At 47.3% G+C, this 18509-nt stretch carries 11 protein-coding genes, 1 pseudogene and 1 CRISPR repeat array; of the genes and pseudogenes, 2 read left to right on the top strand and 10 right to left on the bottom strand.

The features are described from left to right. Positions 1 to 58: 58 nt before the first annotated feature. The 3 genes from QUA42_RS23975 to QUA42_RS23965 all read right to left on the bottom strand — a co-directional run bounded on the left by QUA42_RS23975 (position 59) and on the right by QUA42_RS23965 (position 8875). The gene (locus tag QUA42_RS23975) at positions 59 to 2956 is read right to left on the bottom strand and encodes an S-layer family protein (RefSeq protein WP_333140707.1); all 2898 of its coding nucleotides are present in this window, start codon (positions 2954 to 2956) and stop codon (positions 59 to 61) included. A 64-nt stretch (positions 2957 to 3020) separates the two neighbouring features. After that, positions 3021 to 5912, bottom strand: coding sequence for a two-partner secretion domain-containing protein (locus tag QUA42_RS23970; protein ID WP_333140705.1), 2892 nt, complete (start codon positions 5910 to 5912; stop codon positions 3021 to 3023). Positions 5913 to 5977: 65 nt separating this feature from the next. Next, on the bottom strand, positions 5978 to 8875 hold the full coding sequence (locus tag QUA42_RS23965; protein ID WP_333140703.1) for a two-partner secretion domain-containing protein: 2898 nt from the start codon (positions 8873 to 8875) through the stop codon (positions 5978 to 5980). Between the two features lie 446 nt (positions 8876 to 9321). Here QUA42_RS23965 and QUA42_RS23960 point away from each other — a divergent pair, with 446 nt between their 5' ends. Further along, entirely contained in the window at positions 9322 to 10062 is a 741-nt protein-coding gene (locus QUA42_RS23960; protein WP_333140701.1) for an ATP-dependent Clp protease proteolytic subunit, read from the top strand. A gap of 6 nt (positions 10063 to 10068) precedes the next feature. On the opposite strand, the gene QUA42_RS27875 is transcribed toward QUA42_RS23960, so the two are convergent. The 3 genes from QUA42_RS27875 to QUA42_RS23945 form a co-directional block, all read right to left on the bottom strand. After that, positions 10069 to 10242 carry a hypothetical protein gene (locus tag QUA42_RS27875; protein ID WP_445301361.1) on the bottom strand — a complete coding sequence of 58 codons (174 nt, stop codon included), beginning with the start codon at positions 10240 to 10242 and terminating at the stop codon, positions 10069 to 10071. A 78-nt stretch (positions 10243 to 10320) separates the two neighbouring features. Next, entirely contained in the window at positions 10321 to 12384 is a 2064-nt protein-coding gene (locus QUA42_RS23950; RefSeq protein ID WP_333140697.1) for a ShlB/FhaC/HecB family hemolysin secretion/activation protein, read from the bottom strand. 637 nt (positions 12385 to 13021) lie between these two features. Then, entirely contained in the window at positions 13022 to 14029 is a 1008-nt protein-coding gene (locus QUA42_RS23945; RefSeq protein WP_333140695.1) for a protochlorophyllide reductase, read from the bottom strand. A gap of 81 nt (positions 14030 to 14110) precedes the next feature. On the opposite strand from QUA42_RS23945, the gene QUA42_RS23940 reads away from it, so the two are divergent. Further along, positions 14111 to 14383, top strand: coding sequence for a hypothetical protein (locus tag QUA42_RS23940; RefSeq protein WP_333140693.1), 273 nt, complete (start codon positions 14111 to 14113; stop codon positions 14381 to 14383). A gap of 23 nt (positions 14384 to 14406) precedes the next feature. Here QUA42_RS23940 and QUA42_RS23935 read toward each other — a convergent pair whose 3' ends face one another. The 4 genes and pseudogenes from QUA42_RS23935 to cas1d all read right to left on the bottom strand — a co-directional run bounded on the left by QUA42_RS23935 (position 14407) and on the right by cas1d (position 18400). After that, positions 14407 to 15525 carry an alkene reductase gene (locus QUA42_RS23935; protein ID WP_333140691.1) on the bottom strand — a complete coding sequence of 373 codons (1119 nt, stop codon included), beginning with the start codon at positions 15523 to 15525 and terminating at the stop codon, positions 14407 to 14409. 115 nt (positions 15526 to 15640) lie between these two features. Beyond that, positions 15641 to 15835: pseudogene (locus QUA42_RS23930) on the bottom strand (transposase); the annotation flags it as partial. 44 nt (positions 15836 to 15879) lie between these two features. Next, positions 15880 to 16945: direct repeats of the CRISPR family, unit length 37 nt; unit sequence GTTTCAATCCCTGATAGGGTTTTAGGTTGTTTCCGGC. A 254-nt stretch (positions 16946 to 17199) separates the two neighbouring features. Then, a complete protein-coding gene (cas2, locus tag QUA42_RS23925) occupies positions 17200 to 17472 on the bottom strand; it encodes a CRISPR-associated endonuclease Cas2 (protein ID WP_333140687.1) in 273 nt (90 codons plus the stop codon). Positions 17473 to 17488: 16 nt separating this feature from the next. Beyond that, positions 17489 to 18400 (bottom strand): type I-D CRISPR-associated endonuclease Cas1d, encoded by a 912-nt coding sequence (gene cas1d / locus QUA42_RS23920; protein WP_445301360.1) that lies wholly within the window; start codon positions 18398 to 18400, stop codon positions 17489 to 17491. Positions 18401 to 18509 lie beyond the last annotated feature (109 nt).

The raw sequence follows: 18509 nt of genomic DNA, 5'->3' as shown, positions 1-18509 counted from the left end.
TTCCTATTAATTTAGTATGAGGAAAATAGCGAAGGATTAGCTAAAACCTGAAGAGTACCTATTGAGGTACGCAAAGACCCGTCGATTTCGGACGGAGAAGAGATGCACCACCATGTGAATTATATGCTACCAGCGTCACTTGTCCTCGATCGTCCATTACCCAACCTTGAGCAGGAATAATTTCTGTTGGCCGAACTTCTATGGATGCTAGGGGACTTTCTGCTTGCGGACTCCCACCTACCGCTGGTTCCACCCAATTAAACTCGCTAGAGTTGCTGCTGAGAACATCATTAGGACTCGGTGGCACTCCTCCTTTCCCAGTAGCGGTAAACTCGCTCTCGGCCCTTCTGATGCAGGGATTTGCTGCAATTAACGCAGCCGGATTGACGACATTTTGTGGCAGTTCCACTAAACCTTGAGCGGGATTCACCCCAGAAGTGCTAAAAGTTACAGTACCTTGCAAAGCCGGGCCGCTACTTTGGGAAATCGCCGCAATATCGCTGGTAGGAACTAAAGAAGTAGGACTTACTTGCAGGGCACCAAATTGAGCATCTGTTAATCCCAAACTACCTCGAACCTGTTCGCGAGTTACTGAGGTAAACCCGAAAACATTGGGGACATTAATATTAACGCGACCACCTTGAGCCGATCGCGCATTAGCAGTAATATCGCTATTTTCTTGCGGGAGGGCGACCAGAATATCGCTTTTAATGTTAATATTGCCACCCTCAGAACTACCTGCATCCGTTGTAATTCTGCTACCGCGCCGTAACTGGATATCCCGCGATCGCAGGTTAATATTTCCCCCACCACCAGAGTCAGTTGTGCCATTAATGCTGGCTTTGTTATCAAGGGCAATTGAATCAGCTACAACCGTGAGAGTACCAGCATTAGGCCTACCCTGGGCCCGGACGTTGATCGCTGCCCCATCTCGAACAATCAATCGACCTACATTTAGATTAATTGAACCCGCATTTCCCGTAGCATTGGGAATGGGAGTACCGAGTAAATTGCCAGCCGAAACGTCAATTTGACTAATCAATTGACCGTTAAGAGCAGTGCCACTCACTTCTACGCTAGAGGCATCAATCGTGAGGTTGCCTGCATTTCCTGTACCAAAAGCAGACATGAAAATTACTCCCCCATTCCGCACTCTCAGCACAGGCGTGGCAATGTAAATATTGCCTCCCCTATTAGAGCTACTGGTTTCACTGGCGAGGAAACTAATATTGTATTGTCCATTTGCCAAAAGTCCAGAGATGCCTGCTAACTCTACCGATTCAGAAGCCCTAATTGTCAAATTACCTCCGGGGCCCCCATTAGAAAAGCTAAGGTTGCCAAGAGTCCCACCGCTCGATACACCAATTCCGGCTCCTTGGGCAACAATCAACCGCTTCGTGTCGATCGTAATATCCCCGGCTCTACCTTTCCCATTGGGCTCTAAAGAATTGGCGCTGATCAAAGTTAGGATCGAACTTCCAGGGAGAGTCCTTAACACTTCTACTGATTCAGCAGCTGTAATGTCGATATTCCCCGCTGCTCCCTCACCGCTGGTGATACTGCTGAGAATCGCACCATCGCGCACGGTTAATTTCTGGACAGCAACGGTAATGTTTCCCCCTGTGCCACTACTTCCCAGTAATGAGCCACTGTTGAGCGCAGAACCAGCCAGATCGAAAACGTTGGCACGGATGTTGATATTTCCACCATTTCCCACACCAAAAGTGGGCGTACCTCCTACTACTCCATCGCGCATCAGCAAGCGTCCAGTATTGATCGCGATGTCTCCAGCAGTTCCAGTGCCAACAGTGCCACCGCTCAGAACAATTTGCGGATCAAAAGGGTTACCCGCTCCCGATCTCTGATAATTAACTAAAAATTTTTGATAACTGTCAAATCCAATCCCGCTTATTTCTACTGAGTCAGTACCATGGATGTTGATATCGCTTCCATTTCCATCTCCCAGTACCAATGTGAATATTTGCGACCCCCCCTGTACTCGCAAATTTTGGGCGTTGATATCGATGCCTCTGCCATCAATATTTCCTAGTGTTAATCCGAAAATTCCCGAACTATTGACGGTAATATTCCCACCCCTGATGTCAATTTTTCCACCTCCTAATCCGCTGGTATTTATCAACGAACTGTGGATTTCAATATTGCCGAAGTTCTGAATATTGCCATAGTTTAAATTCACCCCAAAAGCTGTTGGTTCAAATTGCACTAAACCTGGACTCTTGACACTTCCCAGAAGAATTTGTCCGGTAGAAGCTGTTAAATTTCCGCCTTGTAGTTGAATATCACCCCCAATCAAGGCTAAAGTTTGACCGGGAGCTACTGCTAAACCAAGTTTGTTAATAGAAACAGGAATTTCTACAGGTAGTCGCGGTAAGGTTGGTGTGGGGCCGATTGCTTGGGAAGTGTTGACAATTGCCCCCGGATTTTCTCGAAATCTCAAACCCACAGGAATATTAATCGCTAATAATGGCACTCCATTAGAATTAGCTGCACTAAATTCAAAGCCATTGTCAAAGAGAATACTGCTACCAGTTGAACCTAAAAATGAGCCGCGTAAGTCTAACCGAGCATTTGGGCCAAAGACAATCCCTTTGGGATTAAGTAAAAATAAGTTGGCATTGCCTTGGACTCCCAAGACACCTAAAATATTAGAAGGATTGCCACCAGTAACGCGGGTGAATATGTTGGTGATGCCGCTAGGATTGGCAAAATAAGCTCCCCGCCCTTCACGGATGTTAAATTCGCGCAAGCTATGAAAGAGGTTAACGCCGCGAGTTGCACCGCCTTCTATTCTGTCCGATAGTAAATTATTAATCGTATCGGGAACTGTGCGCGAACTTTCTGCACCCAAGCTATTATCGGGGATGATTTGGGCGCTCGCAGGGAAAGGAAATAGGAGTAAGAATGCAAAAAATAGGACAGAAGATTGGCGGGGCATCTTTTAATTCCTGTTAATTTAGTATTAGGAAAATAGCGACGGGTTAGCTAAACCTGAAGAGTACCTATCGAGGTACGCAAACACCCGTCGATTTCGGACGGAGAATAGATGCACCACCAACAGAATTATAGGCTACCAGCCTTACTTGTCCTCGATCGTCTATTACCCAACCTTGAGCAGGAATAATTTCTGTTGGCCGAACGTCTATGGATGCTCTTTTGCCTTCTACTTGCTGACTTTCACCTACCGCTGGTTCCACCCACGGCAACGGCGATAGAGGGCTGCTGAGGGCTTCATTAGGACTTGGTGGCACTCCTCCTTTCCCAGTGACGGTAAATGCGCTATCGGCCCCTTGCGTGCAGGGATTTGCAGCAATTAACGCAGCCGGATTCACCACATTTTGCGGCAGTTCAACTAAACCTTGAGCAGGATTCACCCCAGAAGAACTAAATGTTACAGTACCTTGCAAAGCCGGGCCGCTACTTTGGGAAATCGCCGCAATATCGCTGGTAGGAATTAGAGAAGTCGGACTTACTTGCAACGCTGCAAATTCAGCATCTGTTAATCCCAAAGTCGCTCGCACCTGTTCGCGACTGACTGATGTAAACCCGAAAACATTGGGGACATTAATATTAACCCGACCACCTTGAGCCGATCGCGCATTCGCAGTAATATCGCTATTTTCTCGTGGGAGAGCTACCAGAATATCGCTTTTAATGTTGATATTGCCACCCTCAGAAATACTTGCATCAGTTGTAATTCTGCTGCCTCGGCGCAACTGGATATCCCGTGCTTCGAGGTTAATATTTGCTCCGGGACCGGATGCCGTTCTACCGTCAATGCTGCTTTGGTTGTCAAGAAAAATTGAGTCTGCTTTGACGTTAATGTTTCCAGCCCGTCCCGAACCCAAAGCTTGCAGATTGAGTGTTCCCCCATTCCTAAGAATCAATTCATCGACATTTAGATTCAACGAACCTCCGTTAGCCGTAGCATTAGGATCTATAAGCTCAGAGGCAATCCCAACGGAAGTCTGAATTTGACTGTTAAATTCACCTTGACCCCCATTCCCAATAACTTCTACACGCCCCGCATTTATTGTGATGCTTCCCGCTTCTCCGCTGCCTAAAGATGCAGTGCTAATAACTCCCCCACCCCGGAGAGTCAGTACAGGTGTAGAAATGTTGATACTCCCTCCCCGATTAGCAGTATTGACATCAGCGCAGATGAAACTGGGATTCCGACTCCCGTTGGCCAAAACTCCAGAAATACCCTCGACTGTTACTGACTCAGTGGCCCTAACTGTCAAATTACCTGCGGACCCCCCAGTTGTATTTAACAGTTGGTTGCCCACAACTGTTCCGCTAGATAAACTAATTCCGCCTCCTTGGGAGATAATCAACCGCTTCGTGTCGATATTAATGTCCCCGGCTTCCCCATTCACACCGCTGGCAGTGGAGCCAATTAAACTTGCTACGGGACTTCCAGTGGGAGTCCGCAGCACTTCTACTGATTCATTCGCTTTAATGTTGATATTCCCCGCTCCTCCTTCACCGCGGGTGAGGCTGATCACACTAGCACCATCACTCACCGTTAACCGTTCTCCCTCAAAGCTGATATTTCCTCCCCTACCCGTACTCCCCAAAAGTGGGCCGCTGTGGATTGCAGAAGCGAGCATATCTAAAACCCCGGCACGGATGGTAATATTTCCGGCGTTGCCAGCACCTAACGTGGTGGTAGTCAATGCGCTTCCATTGTCCATCAGCAATCGTCCCGTGTCGATCGTGATGTTTCCGGCGACTCCGATGCTATTAGTGGCAGTTATTAGCAGAAGTTGTGGGTCAAAAGGGTCGAAAGAGCCAGATAGCACATAGTTACCACCAAACACTCTATAGTTATCTAATCCAATTCCGTTCATTTCAACTGAGTCGGTAGCACGGATATTGACAGCGCCCGCTGCACCACTTCCTGCTGTCAGCGTGGATATTTGCGCCCCACCTTGAACCCGAAACTGTTGAGCGTTAATATCGATGCCCCCACCATCGATATTTCCCAAAGTCAGTGCATAAATTCGCCCATTGTTGAGGTTGACATTTCCACCTCGAATATCGACTTTGCCACCACCGATTCCACTGGTGTTGATCAGTGAGCCGTTGGTCATTTCAATATTACCCAAGTTGGAAATCTTGTCATAGTTTAAACTTAATCCAAATGGCGTTGCTCCCAATCCAACCATCCCCGGACTAGCGACGCTACCCAGCAAGATTTGTCCGGTCGATGCAGTGACACTTCCCTGATTTAATTCAATATCTCCGCCCACTAGGGCAAGAGTTTGTCCGGGAGCAACTGCTAAGCCCATGTTATTGAAAATCGGTGGAATCCCAGCGGGTAATTGTGGTAAATTCAAGGCTGGCGCTGCTGAAGAGTTAATGATTTTACCCGGATTTTCTCGAAAGTTTAAACCGATAGGTATATTGACATTTAACAGCGGTACTGAGTCGGGATTGCTGCTGCTAAATTGCTCGCCATTATCGAAAACTACGCTATCAGCAGAACTTGCTAAAAATGAACCACGCAAATCTAACCGAGCATTGGGACCGAAAACAATTCCTTTGGGATTAAGTAAGAACAAGTTAGCATTCCCTTGCACTCCCAACACACCTAAAATATTAGAAGGATTGCCACCAGTAACGCGGGTAAAAATATTCGCAATTCCGTTAGGATTGGCAAAATATGCTCCTCTGCCTTCACCGACGTTAAATTGTTGTAAACTGTGAAATAAATTTACTCCACGAGTTGCACCGCCTTCTATTCTGTCCGATGGTAAGTTATTAATAGTGTCGGGAACTGTCCGCGAACTTTCTGCACCCAAGCTATTATCGGGGATGATTTGGGCGATCGCCGGGAAAGGAAACAGCAGTAAGAATGCAAAAAATAGGGCCGAAGATTGGCAGCACATCTTTGAAGTCTGGTTAATTTAATATTAGAAAAATAGCCCGGGGTTAGCTAAAACCTGAAGAGTACCTATCGAGGTACGCAAACACCCGTCGATTTCGGACGGAGAATAGATGCACCACCAACAGAATTATAGGCTACGAGCCTTACTTGTCCTCGATCATCCATTACCCAACCTTGAGCGGGAATAATTTCTGTTGGCCGAACTTCTATGGATGCTAGGGGGCCTTCTACTTGCTGACTCCCACCTACCGCTGGTTCCACCCAATTAAACTGGCTAGAATTGCTGCTGAGAACCTCGTGAGGACTAGGTGGCAATCCCCCCCGCCCCGTCACAGTAAACTCGTTCTCAGCTCCTTGGATGCAGGGATTTGCAGCAATTAACGCAGCCGGATTCACCACATTTTGCGGCAGTTCAACTAAACCTTGAACGGGATTCACTCCAACAGAACTAAATGTTACCGCCCCTTGCAAAGCCGGGCCACCACTTTGGGAAATCGCCGCGATGTCGCTGCTGGGAAGCAGAGATGTAGGACTTACTTGCAACGCTGCAAATTCGGCGTCACTGAGCCCCAACCTGTTTCTGACTTGTTCGCGACTCGCTGCTGTAAAACCAAAAACATTGGGGACATTGATATTGACGCGGCCGCCGCCTGCTGTGCGGGCGTTAGCTGTGATGTCGCTATTTTCTTGCGGGAGGGCGACAAGAATGTCGCTGTTGATGTTGATATTGCCGCCGTCCGAAGTGCCTGCATCTGTGGTAATTCGGCTGTTGTGGCGCAATTGGATATCTCGCGCTTGCAGGTTAATATTTGCTCCAGTACCGGATACAGTCGTGCCGTCAATCATCGCTTTGTTGTCAAGAGCGATCAAATTTGCGACAATATTAATATTACCAGCGCGTCCGGTTCCCGTAGCCTGCACTGTCACTGTAGCGCCATCTCGGACAATTAGTCGATCGGCATTCAGATTCAACGAACCGGCATTTGCCGTCGCCTGGGAATTAGTACCAAATATCTTGCCCACCGAAGCATCAATTGTGCTGACAAACAGACCGTTATTTCCGCTGCCGCTGACCTCGATGCGATCGGCATTAACAGTAATATTCCCCCCATCTCCCGCCCCCAAAGAGCTCGTAGAAACTACCGCCCCATCCCGCACGGTTAGGCTTGGCGTATCAATGCGAATCTCCCCGCCCGGACTAGAGCTCAAAGTTCCAGAACTCAGCGCACTAGCACTCTGAATTCCGCTGGTCAAAAGTTGAGAAATACCTGAAATTTCTACTGATTCAGTAGCTCTAACTGTTAAATTTCCCGCAGGCCCCCCATTTTTAGAAAACAAAAACCTGCCAATTAACACACCCGTTCCTACTGTAAACGCAGAACCCCCAGAGAGAGTCAAGCGCTTGGTATCGACGTTAATATTCCCCGCCCGGCCGTTAGATCCGATACTCAGCGTGCTAATTCCGCTTGACACAACTGTTGGGGGGCCGGTGTTAGACAATTCTACTGATTCAGCAGCTTTAATGTTGATATTCCCCGACGGCCCGCTGCTGTAACTCGTCGTAGTCAGAAGAGAACCGTCGCGCATAATTAATCTCGCGACATCAACACTAATGCTTCCTCCCGCACCGGTACTTTCTTTAGCTGTCCCGTTGTTAATTCCAGAACCCACCATCTCAAAAGTATTGGCACGAATGATTAAATTTCCGCCCCTTCCACCGCCAAAAGTGATACCGCTACCTACTACCCCATTGTTGAAGAGCAGGCGGCCGGTGTCGATCGTAATATTCCCCCCCGAACCAGCACCAGCACTAGCATTAAACAGCATCATTAGCGGGTCAAAGGGGTCTGTAGTTCCCGATACCAAATATTTAATTGCAACCTGTTGATAGCCCTCAACTCCTAGCCCGCTCATTTCTACTGAATCAGCAGCGCGGAAGTTGATATGGCCTCCTGCACCATCTCCTAGAGTTAGGGTAGAAAATTGCGTGCCGTTTTCCACTCGCAACTTTTGAGCGTTGATATCGATACCTCTACCATCAATATTTCCCAGTGTCATCGCATAAATTCGCGCACCGCTGAGGGCGACATTTGCACCTTTTAACTCTATTCTGCCGCCACCAATTCCGCTGGTGTTGATAAGCGTTCCATCGGATATTTGAATATTGCCGAAGTTTTGAATATTGTCATAATTTAAAGTTAAATTTCCCTTTTCCCCCGCTGTCAGTGCAAAATTAACTAAATCGGGACTCGCTGCGCTACCCAGTAAAATTTGTCCGCCGCTGGCGGTTAAATTGCCGCCTTGCAGTTGGATGTCGCCGCCAATCAGTGCTAAAGTTTGACCGGGTTCTACTGCTAAACCAACTCGATCGCTAATTGGAATTGGTACAGCAGAGGCTGGGAGATTTACCTTCCCTACAGCCGTCGATTGATTGACAATTGCACCCGGATTGTCTCTAAATCTTAAACCAACAGGAATATTAACTGTTAACAGCGGGGATGTTTGCGGGTTGGTGCTGCTGAATTCAAAGCCGTTATTAAATGCAATACTGTCAGCAGTTGAACCGATAAAGGAGCCGCGCAAATCTAACCGCGCATTCGGGCCGAATATAATTCCTTTCGGGTTAATTAAAAATAAGTTGCCGTTGCCTAAAACTCCCAGAGTTCCTAAAATATTAGAAGGGTTGCCGCCCGTAACGCGGGTGAAGATGTTAGCAATTCCGCTGGGATTTTCAAAATAAGCTCCCCGCCCTTCACGGATGTTAAATTCGCGCAAGCTGTGAAAGAGGTTAACGCCACGAGTTGCACCGCCTGTGATTCTATCTGAGGGTATGTTATTGATTGTATCGAGAACTGTGCGGGAACTTTCCGCGCCCAGGGTACTGTCTGGGATAATTTGGGCGAAGGTTTTCGAGGGAAATAGCAATAAGAAAACAAAAAGTAGACCGGAAGAGAGGCGAGACATAGCTTAAATCCAGTTATATAAATAATATGGTTTCCGGTTACATCAGAATTATATATTTGGATTATATCAGTCCGATCGCCCCAGTGTTCGATCGACTCTATTTCACCCATAAAGTTAACTTTTCACTACTATAATAAAGATAGCTTTTTTCAGTGCGACGGCTTAAGTAATTGAGTCGAATCGTGCGGCGAAATAAATCGAGGAAAGGAGATTCTGATGGGGAGCAAGAAGGGGTTGAGATACATCATCGATATGCGGTACTTTTAGACTATATACAGTATTGTACCGCAAGCGCGATACAATTATAAGTTAGGCTGCATTATTCCAATGAATTAGCAGGCACAAGAGATTCCAAAAACTGCAAGAATACACAAAATAGTCAACTGTTATGGCTAAAAAATGACTGGGATGGACTCAAAGTTGATAATTTCCAAAGGTTTTGCACTATGAGCAGCTTAATTAAGAAGAAGCATTTTAGATACTTTATTTTATTTTCCTCTCCCATTTTTACGGGTATTGTTATTGTTTTCAATCCTGATAGAGCTATGGGTGATATTTTAAAGCGGGGTGAAATAAGTTTAGAACTAGCTCAGGCTCCAAATACCTCTACTACAAACAGAGCTATCTGTAATTCGGATAAGAAAACTATTGAGGGACTACTTAAGAAAAGGATTGTAATCATTAGTCAACCTATAAATGATGATTTGGCAAGGACGGTTGTAGCTCAATTGCTTTACCTAGATTCTCAAGCACCAGGAAAAGATATTTATCTATACATAAATTCCCCTGGGGGTTCAGTAGCGTCGGGTATGGCTATATATGATACTATGCAATCCCTTCGCTCCGATGTTGTAACAGTCGGTATGGGTCTGTCGGCTTCTATGGGAAGTCTACTGTTGGCTGGAGGTACAAAGGGAAAACGTTTTGCCTTACGTCACTCGCGAATTATGATTCATCAACCTTTTGCGGGTGTTCAGGGGCAGGCCAGAGATATTAAAAATCAGGAAAAAGAAATTCTCCATTTGAAAAGACAACTCACTCAGCTATTAGCAAATCTTACTGGTCAACCCTTGCAGCGAATCCTAGTCGATACCGCTCAAGATTTTTTCATGTCTGCCCAGGAAGCTAAGGCGTATGGGATTATTGATAAAGTAGTGGATAAACTACCTTTAAGCTGTCAAACATAGTCTCACTCAGCTCAAAGCCCCTAACACTTTCACTGTAGCTTTTTGAGCGTTCGTCAATTCCGTTATACCTTGAATATTCATGCCTTCATACAGCCGATCGCCCATCAACGTCCTAATACAACATCCGGTTCCGACATCCCACAGCTTAATCGTGCGATCGATACCGCCACTTAATAAAATTTGACCGTCAGCGCTAAAGATGAAAGTGTTGGGCGAAGCGAACCGTAGGGTTCGATCGCACTCAACCCAACTTAAAATTTAGAAAGCAAAGTAATTAATCCGAAAGTATAAGCCTTTTTCCTGCAAAGTTCGATCGCCCGATCGAGCATTGATCAAAGGAATACCGTAGTCTAAACGCACATTCAACCGATCGCCCATCTGCCAAACCAGGCCCAAACCCGCACCCAGCAGTTTATCCGAGTCAGGATTCGGCTTTTCCTCCGACTGGTTCCACCCTACCCCAAAATCGATAAACGGGGCGACTTGCAACAAACCTTGGACTTCCGGGACACGCCAAACCGGGATTCGCACTTCTGCAGACGCGATCGCACCGCTATCAGTTAACAGCAAATCTTGGCGGTATCCGCGCACGCTTTGAACGCCGCCGATCCCAATTTGTTCTAGGGAAAGCAGGGGGCGATCGGCTAATTGAATATCGGAACGCACTATCAACAAGGTTTCTGGCGCTAACAGCCGCACGTACTGGGCTTGTCCGCGCCACGCCAGAAAGCGGCTGTCGGGCCCGCTATCGTTCGCAGTAGCGCCGAACAGATTAGTGCCGAGGGAGAATTGCGATCGCGCCGCGAACACTTGGTTGGAACTCCGCTGCACGTATTCTTGAAAAAAGCGCACCGCCGAAACCCGGGTTTCGCCGCGATCGTTTGCTCCCGCCGACAGCGCAAATCGTTCCCCCGACAGGAATGTATCGCTTTCTTGCCGCGAAAAACTCAGTCCCAAAGCCAAAGTGCGATCGGGCTTTTCGACAATCGGCTGACGGTAAGTTAACTCGTAAGTCCGCGATTTCCCCTCGATGTTGGCAGCATCAAACGGTTCCTCGATGATGTTGGTGCTAGCAGCACTCGCAGCGATGCCAATCGTGCCGTTGCGCGCGTTGACGGGGACTGTGTAGCTGCCATTGAATTCGTTGCTGCCGTCGGTGTTAGCATAAGATACCTCTAGTCCGTCGCCCAAACCGAGCAAATTTGCTTGATTGATGCGAACACCGCGCCGAAAACTGCCGACGCTGGGCGATCGGTTGTTGTCTGCGAACACTTCACCGTTAAAGCTGTTTGCTTCTTTTACCCGCACTTCTAAACGGCTGTTTTCCGGGCGGCTTCCGGCTTGCAATTCGGCGGAAATATTGGCAATTAAGGGGTCGAGTTGCAGCAGTTGCAAGGCTTCCAGCAACCGATCGCGATTCAGGGGCCGTCTGGTAGCGCGCTGTAGGCGCGATCGCACGTAATTTGAATTTAAGCGTCTGTTTCCAGTAATCACAATTTCATCTAACCCGCCTTCGACAATCCGAATTTTCACCACACCTCCCTCTCTCGGAAAGCTTTGGTTGGCGGGAATTACAGCGCCGGAATTGATGTATCCTGCCGCTACATATTTTTGAGTAACGGCTGCTTCTGCTGCGATCAGTTCAGCAAAGGTGATTTCGCGCCCCGCAAACTGTTGCGTAACTTCTGCGAGTTCGCGATCGCTAAAAGCTGTGTTGCCCTCAAATTCAAAGCCAGCGACCTTAATTGTACCCGGAACCCCCGGTCTAATTTCGCTTTCAACGGGTGTTGGCTGGGTGGGTTGGAGGGGAGACGGCGCAGGCGGTTGCGGCGGCTCAGGAGCTGGCAATTCGGGTTCTCGCGGCAAAATAGGGTTGGGCAGTTGACTGAGTTGCAAGTCGCGATCGATACCCAAATCGGTTTTTTTTCTGTCAATATTTTCTTCTAGCTTTTGATCTGAGTTAAAAAGCTCGGTTTCTGGAGTTTTTGTGCTGAATGTGCGATCGGCTGAATTGGCCGCTTCCGACTCTAAGTCGGGGATTTCCGCAGGTGGGGATAAGGGTAGAGTTGTCGCCAAAGCCGATCGTTCTGACTCAGCGGGTAACTGCGTTTCCTCGTAAGAAGCTGGTAAGCCTTCACGGAGGCTGATCTCGGTGTCGTTGGGGGCTAAAGCTCGATCGCCTCCGCTGCTAACTGCTGCCAAATCCTCAACATTTGAGGTCAAAATTTCAACTGTGCTAGCGGATGTTTTCGCTGGTTTTCCCAGCCAAACTAACCCAAAAATTCCAGCGAGTAAAAATATTTTTTGTGAGCGACAAGCCATAGGATCTAATTATTATCTCGCTTAAGTGGGGGAAAATATTTTCAGGAACTTAGCACCCTCAAGTAAAAATCAATCTTAACAGTAAAAAAGGAAACAGCCGTCGCAGCCAACAGTTTCGGCGACGCTACAAACCAAAAGGTCGATCGACCCTTGTTCATTTTCCAACACTTACGCACCAACCGGGTTCTTATCCGAAAAAATATCCTGTAAGTCGATCGTAAACGGTAAAAAAAAGCCGATATTTTTGGTTGCAAAACCTACGCTTTCATGCTCATGCCGCAACCAGAACAGTCCTGCACGCCAGAGTAAACCAGAAACCGGGTTGTGTCCGAAAAGACGCGCTATAACTGAGATATTGCACCATTCTCAATAATCTTTTTAAGAACAGGCTTTCGGGCCTGTTCCACAAGAGATAAATTTTCTTGTGGAACACGCATCTTGCCTGTTCTTAAGAATAGTGCAAGATGTCAGTTACAACCCGCAGAGCCACTAAAAAACCCGGTTTCTTTAATTTTGGTGCATGATACCAAATCCGACTTTAATACCCCCTTTATTATTGAGTCCGCGTCTACCCACCTCCTATGCGTAGACGCCGTTTCAACCGCCAAGCCTGATAAAGGGGATTTGTAACTTTGAATTATGCAGAGCGGCCCGCACCAGCCGCAGCACCCATTTGAGCCCCGTCAGTCAATCCCACTAACTTAGCGCTCAACTCCCACATTCGCTCGCCTTTTTCATCATCGCGGGCTTGGGGAGAAACCTTCTGCACAAAAGACTTGCCATCTTTTTTCTGCCGGTTCCCCCAACTCCAATAAGCCCCAGATTGCTTGTATTCGGGATCGGCAACCACCATCGCCAGCCTTTCCCCCGCCAACTCCTGCGACACGTAACCCCCCGTGATATTCTTCTGAAACAGCGGGAACAGCTTCTGAAATAGGGGATAGTGATTGCGGAACAGCGGCGTATCCGCCACGCATCCCGGATAAAGCGAAGTGAAAGTAATCCCCGTGGATTCGTGAAAGCGGCGGTGCAATTCCCGCATCGTCAGCACGTTGCAAACTTTGCTATCTTTGTAAGCCTTGACAGGTTCAAACTTCTTGCCGTCAACCATCGAAATCGGGTCTTTGAAACCCGCTTCAAAACCCTCAAACTTGCCCAAATCCGGGCGTGGCGGAATCTTCCCACCCAACTCGTCTGGATTGTGAGTCACAGTTCCCAAAATCACGATTCTCGCATCGGAATAATAGGAAGGCTTCATATTTTCCATCATCAGGTTGCACAGCAGGAAATGACCCAAGTGATTGGTAGTCATCGTCAACTCGTAACCCTCCGGGCTCCGCAGCGGTTCCTTAATCAAAGGCATATAAATGGCGGCGTTGCACACCAAAGCGTCCAGAGGCCTGCCGCTGGCCTTAAATGCGCGAGCAAACCGGCGCACGCTCTCCAAATCGCCCAAGTCAATCTCCATGATGGAGAAACTGCCTTCAGCTATGCCCAACTCTCGGGCGGCGTCTCCGGCTTTCCGCACGTCCCGACAGGCCATGACTACGTGCCATCCTTTGTCTGCGAGAGCTTTCGCGCCGTACAAACCGACGCCGGAGGAAGCGCCGGTAATGATAACCGTTGATTTGTGATTTTGTGCCATCTTGTTAAAAGCGCTTCCGCTATTGATTATTTTCAGGCACTCAAAAGCTGAGCTAGCAGCTTGGATGTTTTGAAGTACCCTATGGTTATTAGGATATGGGGAAACGTTCTCGATCTCAACTGGGAGCCTCTGACTTTTGCAGCCAAGCTAGAAACTGGAGGCAAGAGGCAGGAGGCAGGAGGAAGAAAAAAGGAGCCAGAAGAAGTGTTTTTACAAATAGGAGATGCTCGCTCTCAACCGGCGATGAAAATTAAATATGGCTCCAACTCCGATTCATATTTTGAGAAATTAATCATAAATCTTTTACGGGCGGGTTCACCATTATCTCTGATGCACATACTCGGTATTTATTGATAAACCCGCCCCAACCAACTCAACTAAGAAATAGCTGCGGGTTCCTGATAGGTAGGGAAATCAATATAACCTTCAGGCCCAAAAGAATACCAGACGGCGACTTCAGCAGGCGGATTGAGCGGCCAACCATTGGTAAAACGCTCTACCAAGTCAGGATTGCTGATAAAATCTCGACCAAAAGCTATTAAATCCGCAAGTTTGCTGTTCAGGGCCGTTTCAGCCTGTTCTTGAGTATATCCGCAGTTACCGACGAGCGGCCCTGTAAACACATCGCGAAACTCGGCTATCATCATCGGTGTTCCCAATTCATGAAAGCCAAAAGCCAAACCGTCCACCAAGTGAAGGTAAGCTAAATCATAGGCATTTAACTGCCCTGCGAAATACAGAAAATCTTCGCGATATTCTGGAGAACCCATATCATTGAAAACACCGTTGGGAGAAAGTCTAACTCCCACTCTGTTTGCCGGAAATACTGTGATAATCGCCTCTACAATTTCCTTAAGAAAACGGTAACGGTTTTCAACTGTGCCGCCATAGGAATCAGTTCGGTGATTTGTTTTGGTTTGCAGGAATGTGTCAATGAGATAGCCGTTTGCCGCGTGAATTTCTACACCATCAAAACCTGCCATTTTTGCCCGTTCAGCAGCCTTGCGATAATCTTCTACAACCAGCGAGATTTCATCGGTTTCTAGGGCGCGGGGGGTTTCGTAGGGTTGTTTGCCTAGAGGGGTATGAATGCCTTCTCCGTTTATTTTGATGGCAGAGGCTGCAACTGGCAATTGATTGTTTTCATGAAAACTGCTGTGGGAAGCTCGTCCGGTGTGCCAAAGCTGCATGAAAATCGGTGTTTCGCGGGCATGAACCGCAGCCACAATTTGTTTCCAAGCTTCGCCTTGCTCGTCTGAATAAATACCGGGCGTATTGAGCCAACCATTAGCTTGAGTAGAAACCACAGTGGCTTCTGTAATTATTAAACCAGCGGAGGCTCGCTGAGTGTAATACTCTGCCATCAAGGCGTTGGGCATCCGCGTTTCACCGGCTCTGGCTCTCGTTAGGGGTGCCATGACTACCCGGTTTTTTAAGGGTAAATCTCCGATTTTGAAGGGACTGAGTAGGAGTGGAGAAGTTGTTTGATTGGTCATAATTTTGAGGTTTTCTCAACTGAATAATCTGGGAAATCACATATAGCAACCGCCCGTGTTAGGATGCAAGGCGCAAGACATCCAAGGGTCGCCAAAACGTAAGCAATCAAACTCATCAAGCTGTTTGCGAACTTGACTTTTTAGCCAAGACTCTTCTTTGTTCAATTTTGTTAAACTCTGGAGAGTATGGCGGTAAATATAATAGTCTACACCGTGCTGTTTGAATCAATTGCTGAATCCGACCACTTTTATCAAATGTGAGATTATCCATGACCACCACCTGTGCTGTGACAAGTGTTGGAAGTAAACTTGTTTCTAGCCAAAGAGATGAGTAAGGAGATAGATAGCTGGGAGGTTTCAATCCCTGATAGGGTTTTAGGTTGTTTCCGGCCTTAGCTCGTCGATCCGTATCGCGTTCTTCGCAGCCACCGCGTTTCAATCCCTGATAGGGTTTTAGGTTGTTTCCGGCTCAGAGGGGTGCTGATAAGGTGGCAGAGCTAGGTTTCAATCCCTGATAGGGTTTTAGGTTGTTTCCGGCTTTTGAGCGGGATTAATTTTCCGAACGTGTTTTTTTCAGTTTCAATCCCTGATAGGGTTTTAGGTTGTTTCCGGCTCACCCTCAACAATCACGATGGGCAATCCGTAGATCCTGTTTCAATCCCTGATAGGGTTTTAGGTTGTTTCCGGCCCCAAGCGATCGGCATCGTCCCGTTGTTAAGTTGTTTCAATCCCTGATAGGGTTTTAGGTTGTTTCCGGCTCGATTTCTTGATCTGGGTCGTAAACATCCGGATCTTTAAGTTTCAATCCCTGATAGGGTTTTAGGTTGTTTCCGGCTGGGCGATCGCTGGTTGTTTCTTGAGGCTCTTGTTTCAATCCCTGATAGGGTTTTAGGTTGTTTCCGGCTCGGTGTTAATTATCTTGCTGGTGTTGGTTGACAGGTTTCAATCCCTGATAGGGTTTTAGGTTGTTTCCGGCCGAAATTGCTTCCCCGATGTCCTCAGAGGAATCCGAGGTTTCAATCCCTGATAGGGTTTTAGGTTGTTTCCGGCTGTGGTTGTGGCGGTGGTTGTACTGGAGAGAAAATATTGGTTTCAATCCCTGATAGGGTTTTAGGTTGTTTCCGGCCCGTTAGCGCTTCCTTTAGGGGGTGCCATATTTTTTCTGTTTCAATCCCTGATAGGGTTTTAGGTTGTTTCCGGCGCTAAAACCGGGACTCCTACAGTCGGTCAAATTGCAGGTTTCAATCCCTGATAGGGTTTTAGGTTGTTTCCGGCCTGTAAACTCCGTAAATCCTGAATCGTAATTTTCCAGTTTCAATCCCTGATAGGGTTTTAGGTTGTTTCCGGCTCTCCTCTTTCTAAACGCTGCTCTGTTGATTCAAAGTTTCAATCCCTGATAGGGTTTTAGGTTGTTTCCGGCCGCCGGGGTTTGGGAGGCTTGAAATATAAGGTTTTCAAGGTTCAGTTGCGTCTGATTGCAATCAATATACCGTTTCAGCGATCGCCCTGTCAAGGGGGCCCAATTCCAATAGACATCAAACTCTCTCCCACTAAAGCTTTCAGCATTTGCGTCTGACCAGCATGAGGTACAAACCACCGCAAACCCAGTCCTGGTAAAGCTCTGGGCTATTAAAATTCCCCCCCTCCGTTCTACACCTACAGCCAGACGCAAAATCAGACCATAAAGATCGTAGTATCGATCGGTGCCCGGCCGCCAATCCGCTCGATCTTGCCCTGACAGCAAGCACACAAAGAATGAAACAGGATGCTGTCTTCTTCTGACTTAATCACCCTACTCAGACGTTGGCGCATCCGGGCATACTGAGTATCCGTCACCTCGCAATGAAACACCGAATACTGCTTCCATTCCCCATAAGACTTGAGAATCTGGTGAATCTTAGTGCGGCGCTTGTCCTCAGATATATCGTAGCAAACCAAAACAAACATAACTTTCTTGCCCTCCCTATTTCAGAACCAAAGGCGGATACTTATCAACTTCACCCATCAAATACTTAGCCATCAGCCGCCCTTGAATTTCAAAAGCTTCTTGATAAGTACACAACTTTTGCATCACTGGATGCTTGAACTTTGACTGTTTCTTTTGTTCGTAAAGTCGCAAAAAATTGTGCAGCCCTTCTTTTGTCAAAGAAACCGCGCCGCTCAACGGTTCTGCCGTAAAATCATTAGGGGAAACTTTCTGCAAATTGATCGCCGTCAACACTACAGCATCAACTACCAAAGGTCGAAATTCTTCCATCAAATCCAGCGCTAAGGAAGGACGCCCATAGCGCTCAAAATGCAAATATCCCAAATACGGATCGAATCCCACAATATTCACTGCACTTTGAACATCGTGCCGCAGCAGAGAGTATCCCAAACTTAACAGAGAATTTACCGGATCAGTAGGCGGACGGCGGCGGCGAACTTCAAAGCTAAAATCCGGCACGCGAATCAGCCGATTGAAGCAGCCAAAATAAGTCGCACTACCCGCCCCCTCTAATCCTCGCAGAGAATTAATACTGGAAGTTTTCTCAATAGACGCGATGACTTGTTTCAATTGGGCGATCGATTTTTCCAAATCCTGGGGAGAATATTTGCGCTGACATTCTAACAAAGTATTGCGGTAATTCTTGAGTTTTCCCCGTACAAATCCCCTAACTAAATGCACCGCTTGTTCCGATTCCCCAGCCGCTTGCCACTGAGCTTTTCGCACAAAGATATTTTTCGTCATTTCCGGTTCCAACCTCCCCAAATAACGTCCGTTTACCGTCAAAAAACTCAAAGGAATGTGACGTTCCAACAGTTCCACAACCACAGCGGGCGAAACTGTAGCGCGTCCTAATGCAACAACGCCATCAATCTTAATTAATGGCACGTCCAAGAGATTTTTTTTATCAGCTTTAACCGTTATACCAATTTTATGTGAAGTTGCATATAATAGAGAGATAGCTTGTATGGTGCGTTTATGAGTCGTAGTTTAAAAA

The organism is Microcoleus sp. Pol11C2 (assembly GCF_036701505.1).
In the GTDB taxonomy this organism is placed as follows: Bacteria; Cyanobacteriota; Cyanobacteriia; order Cyanobacteriales; family Microcoleaceae; genus Microcoleus.
This window is presented reverse-complemented; position numbering and strand designations above follow the sequence as displayed.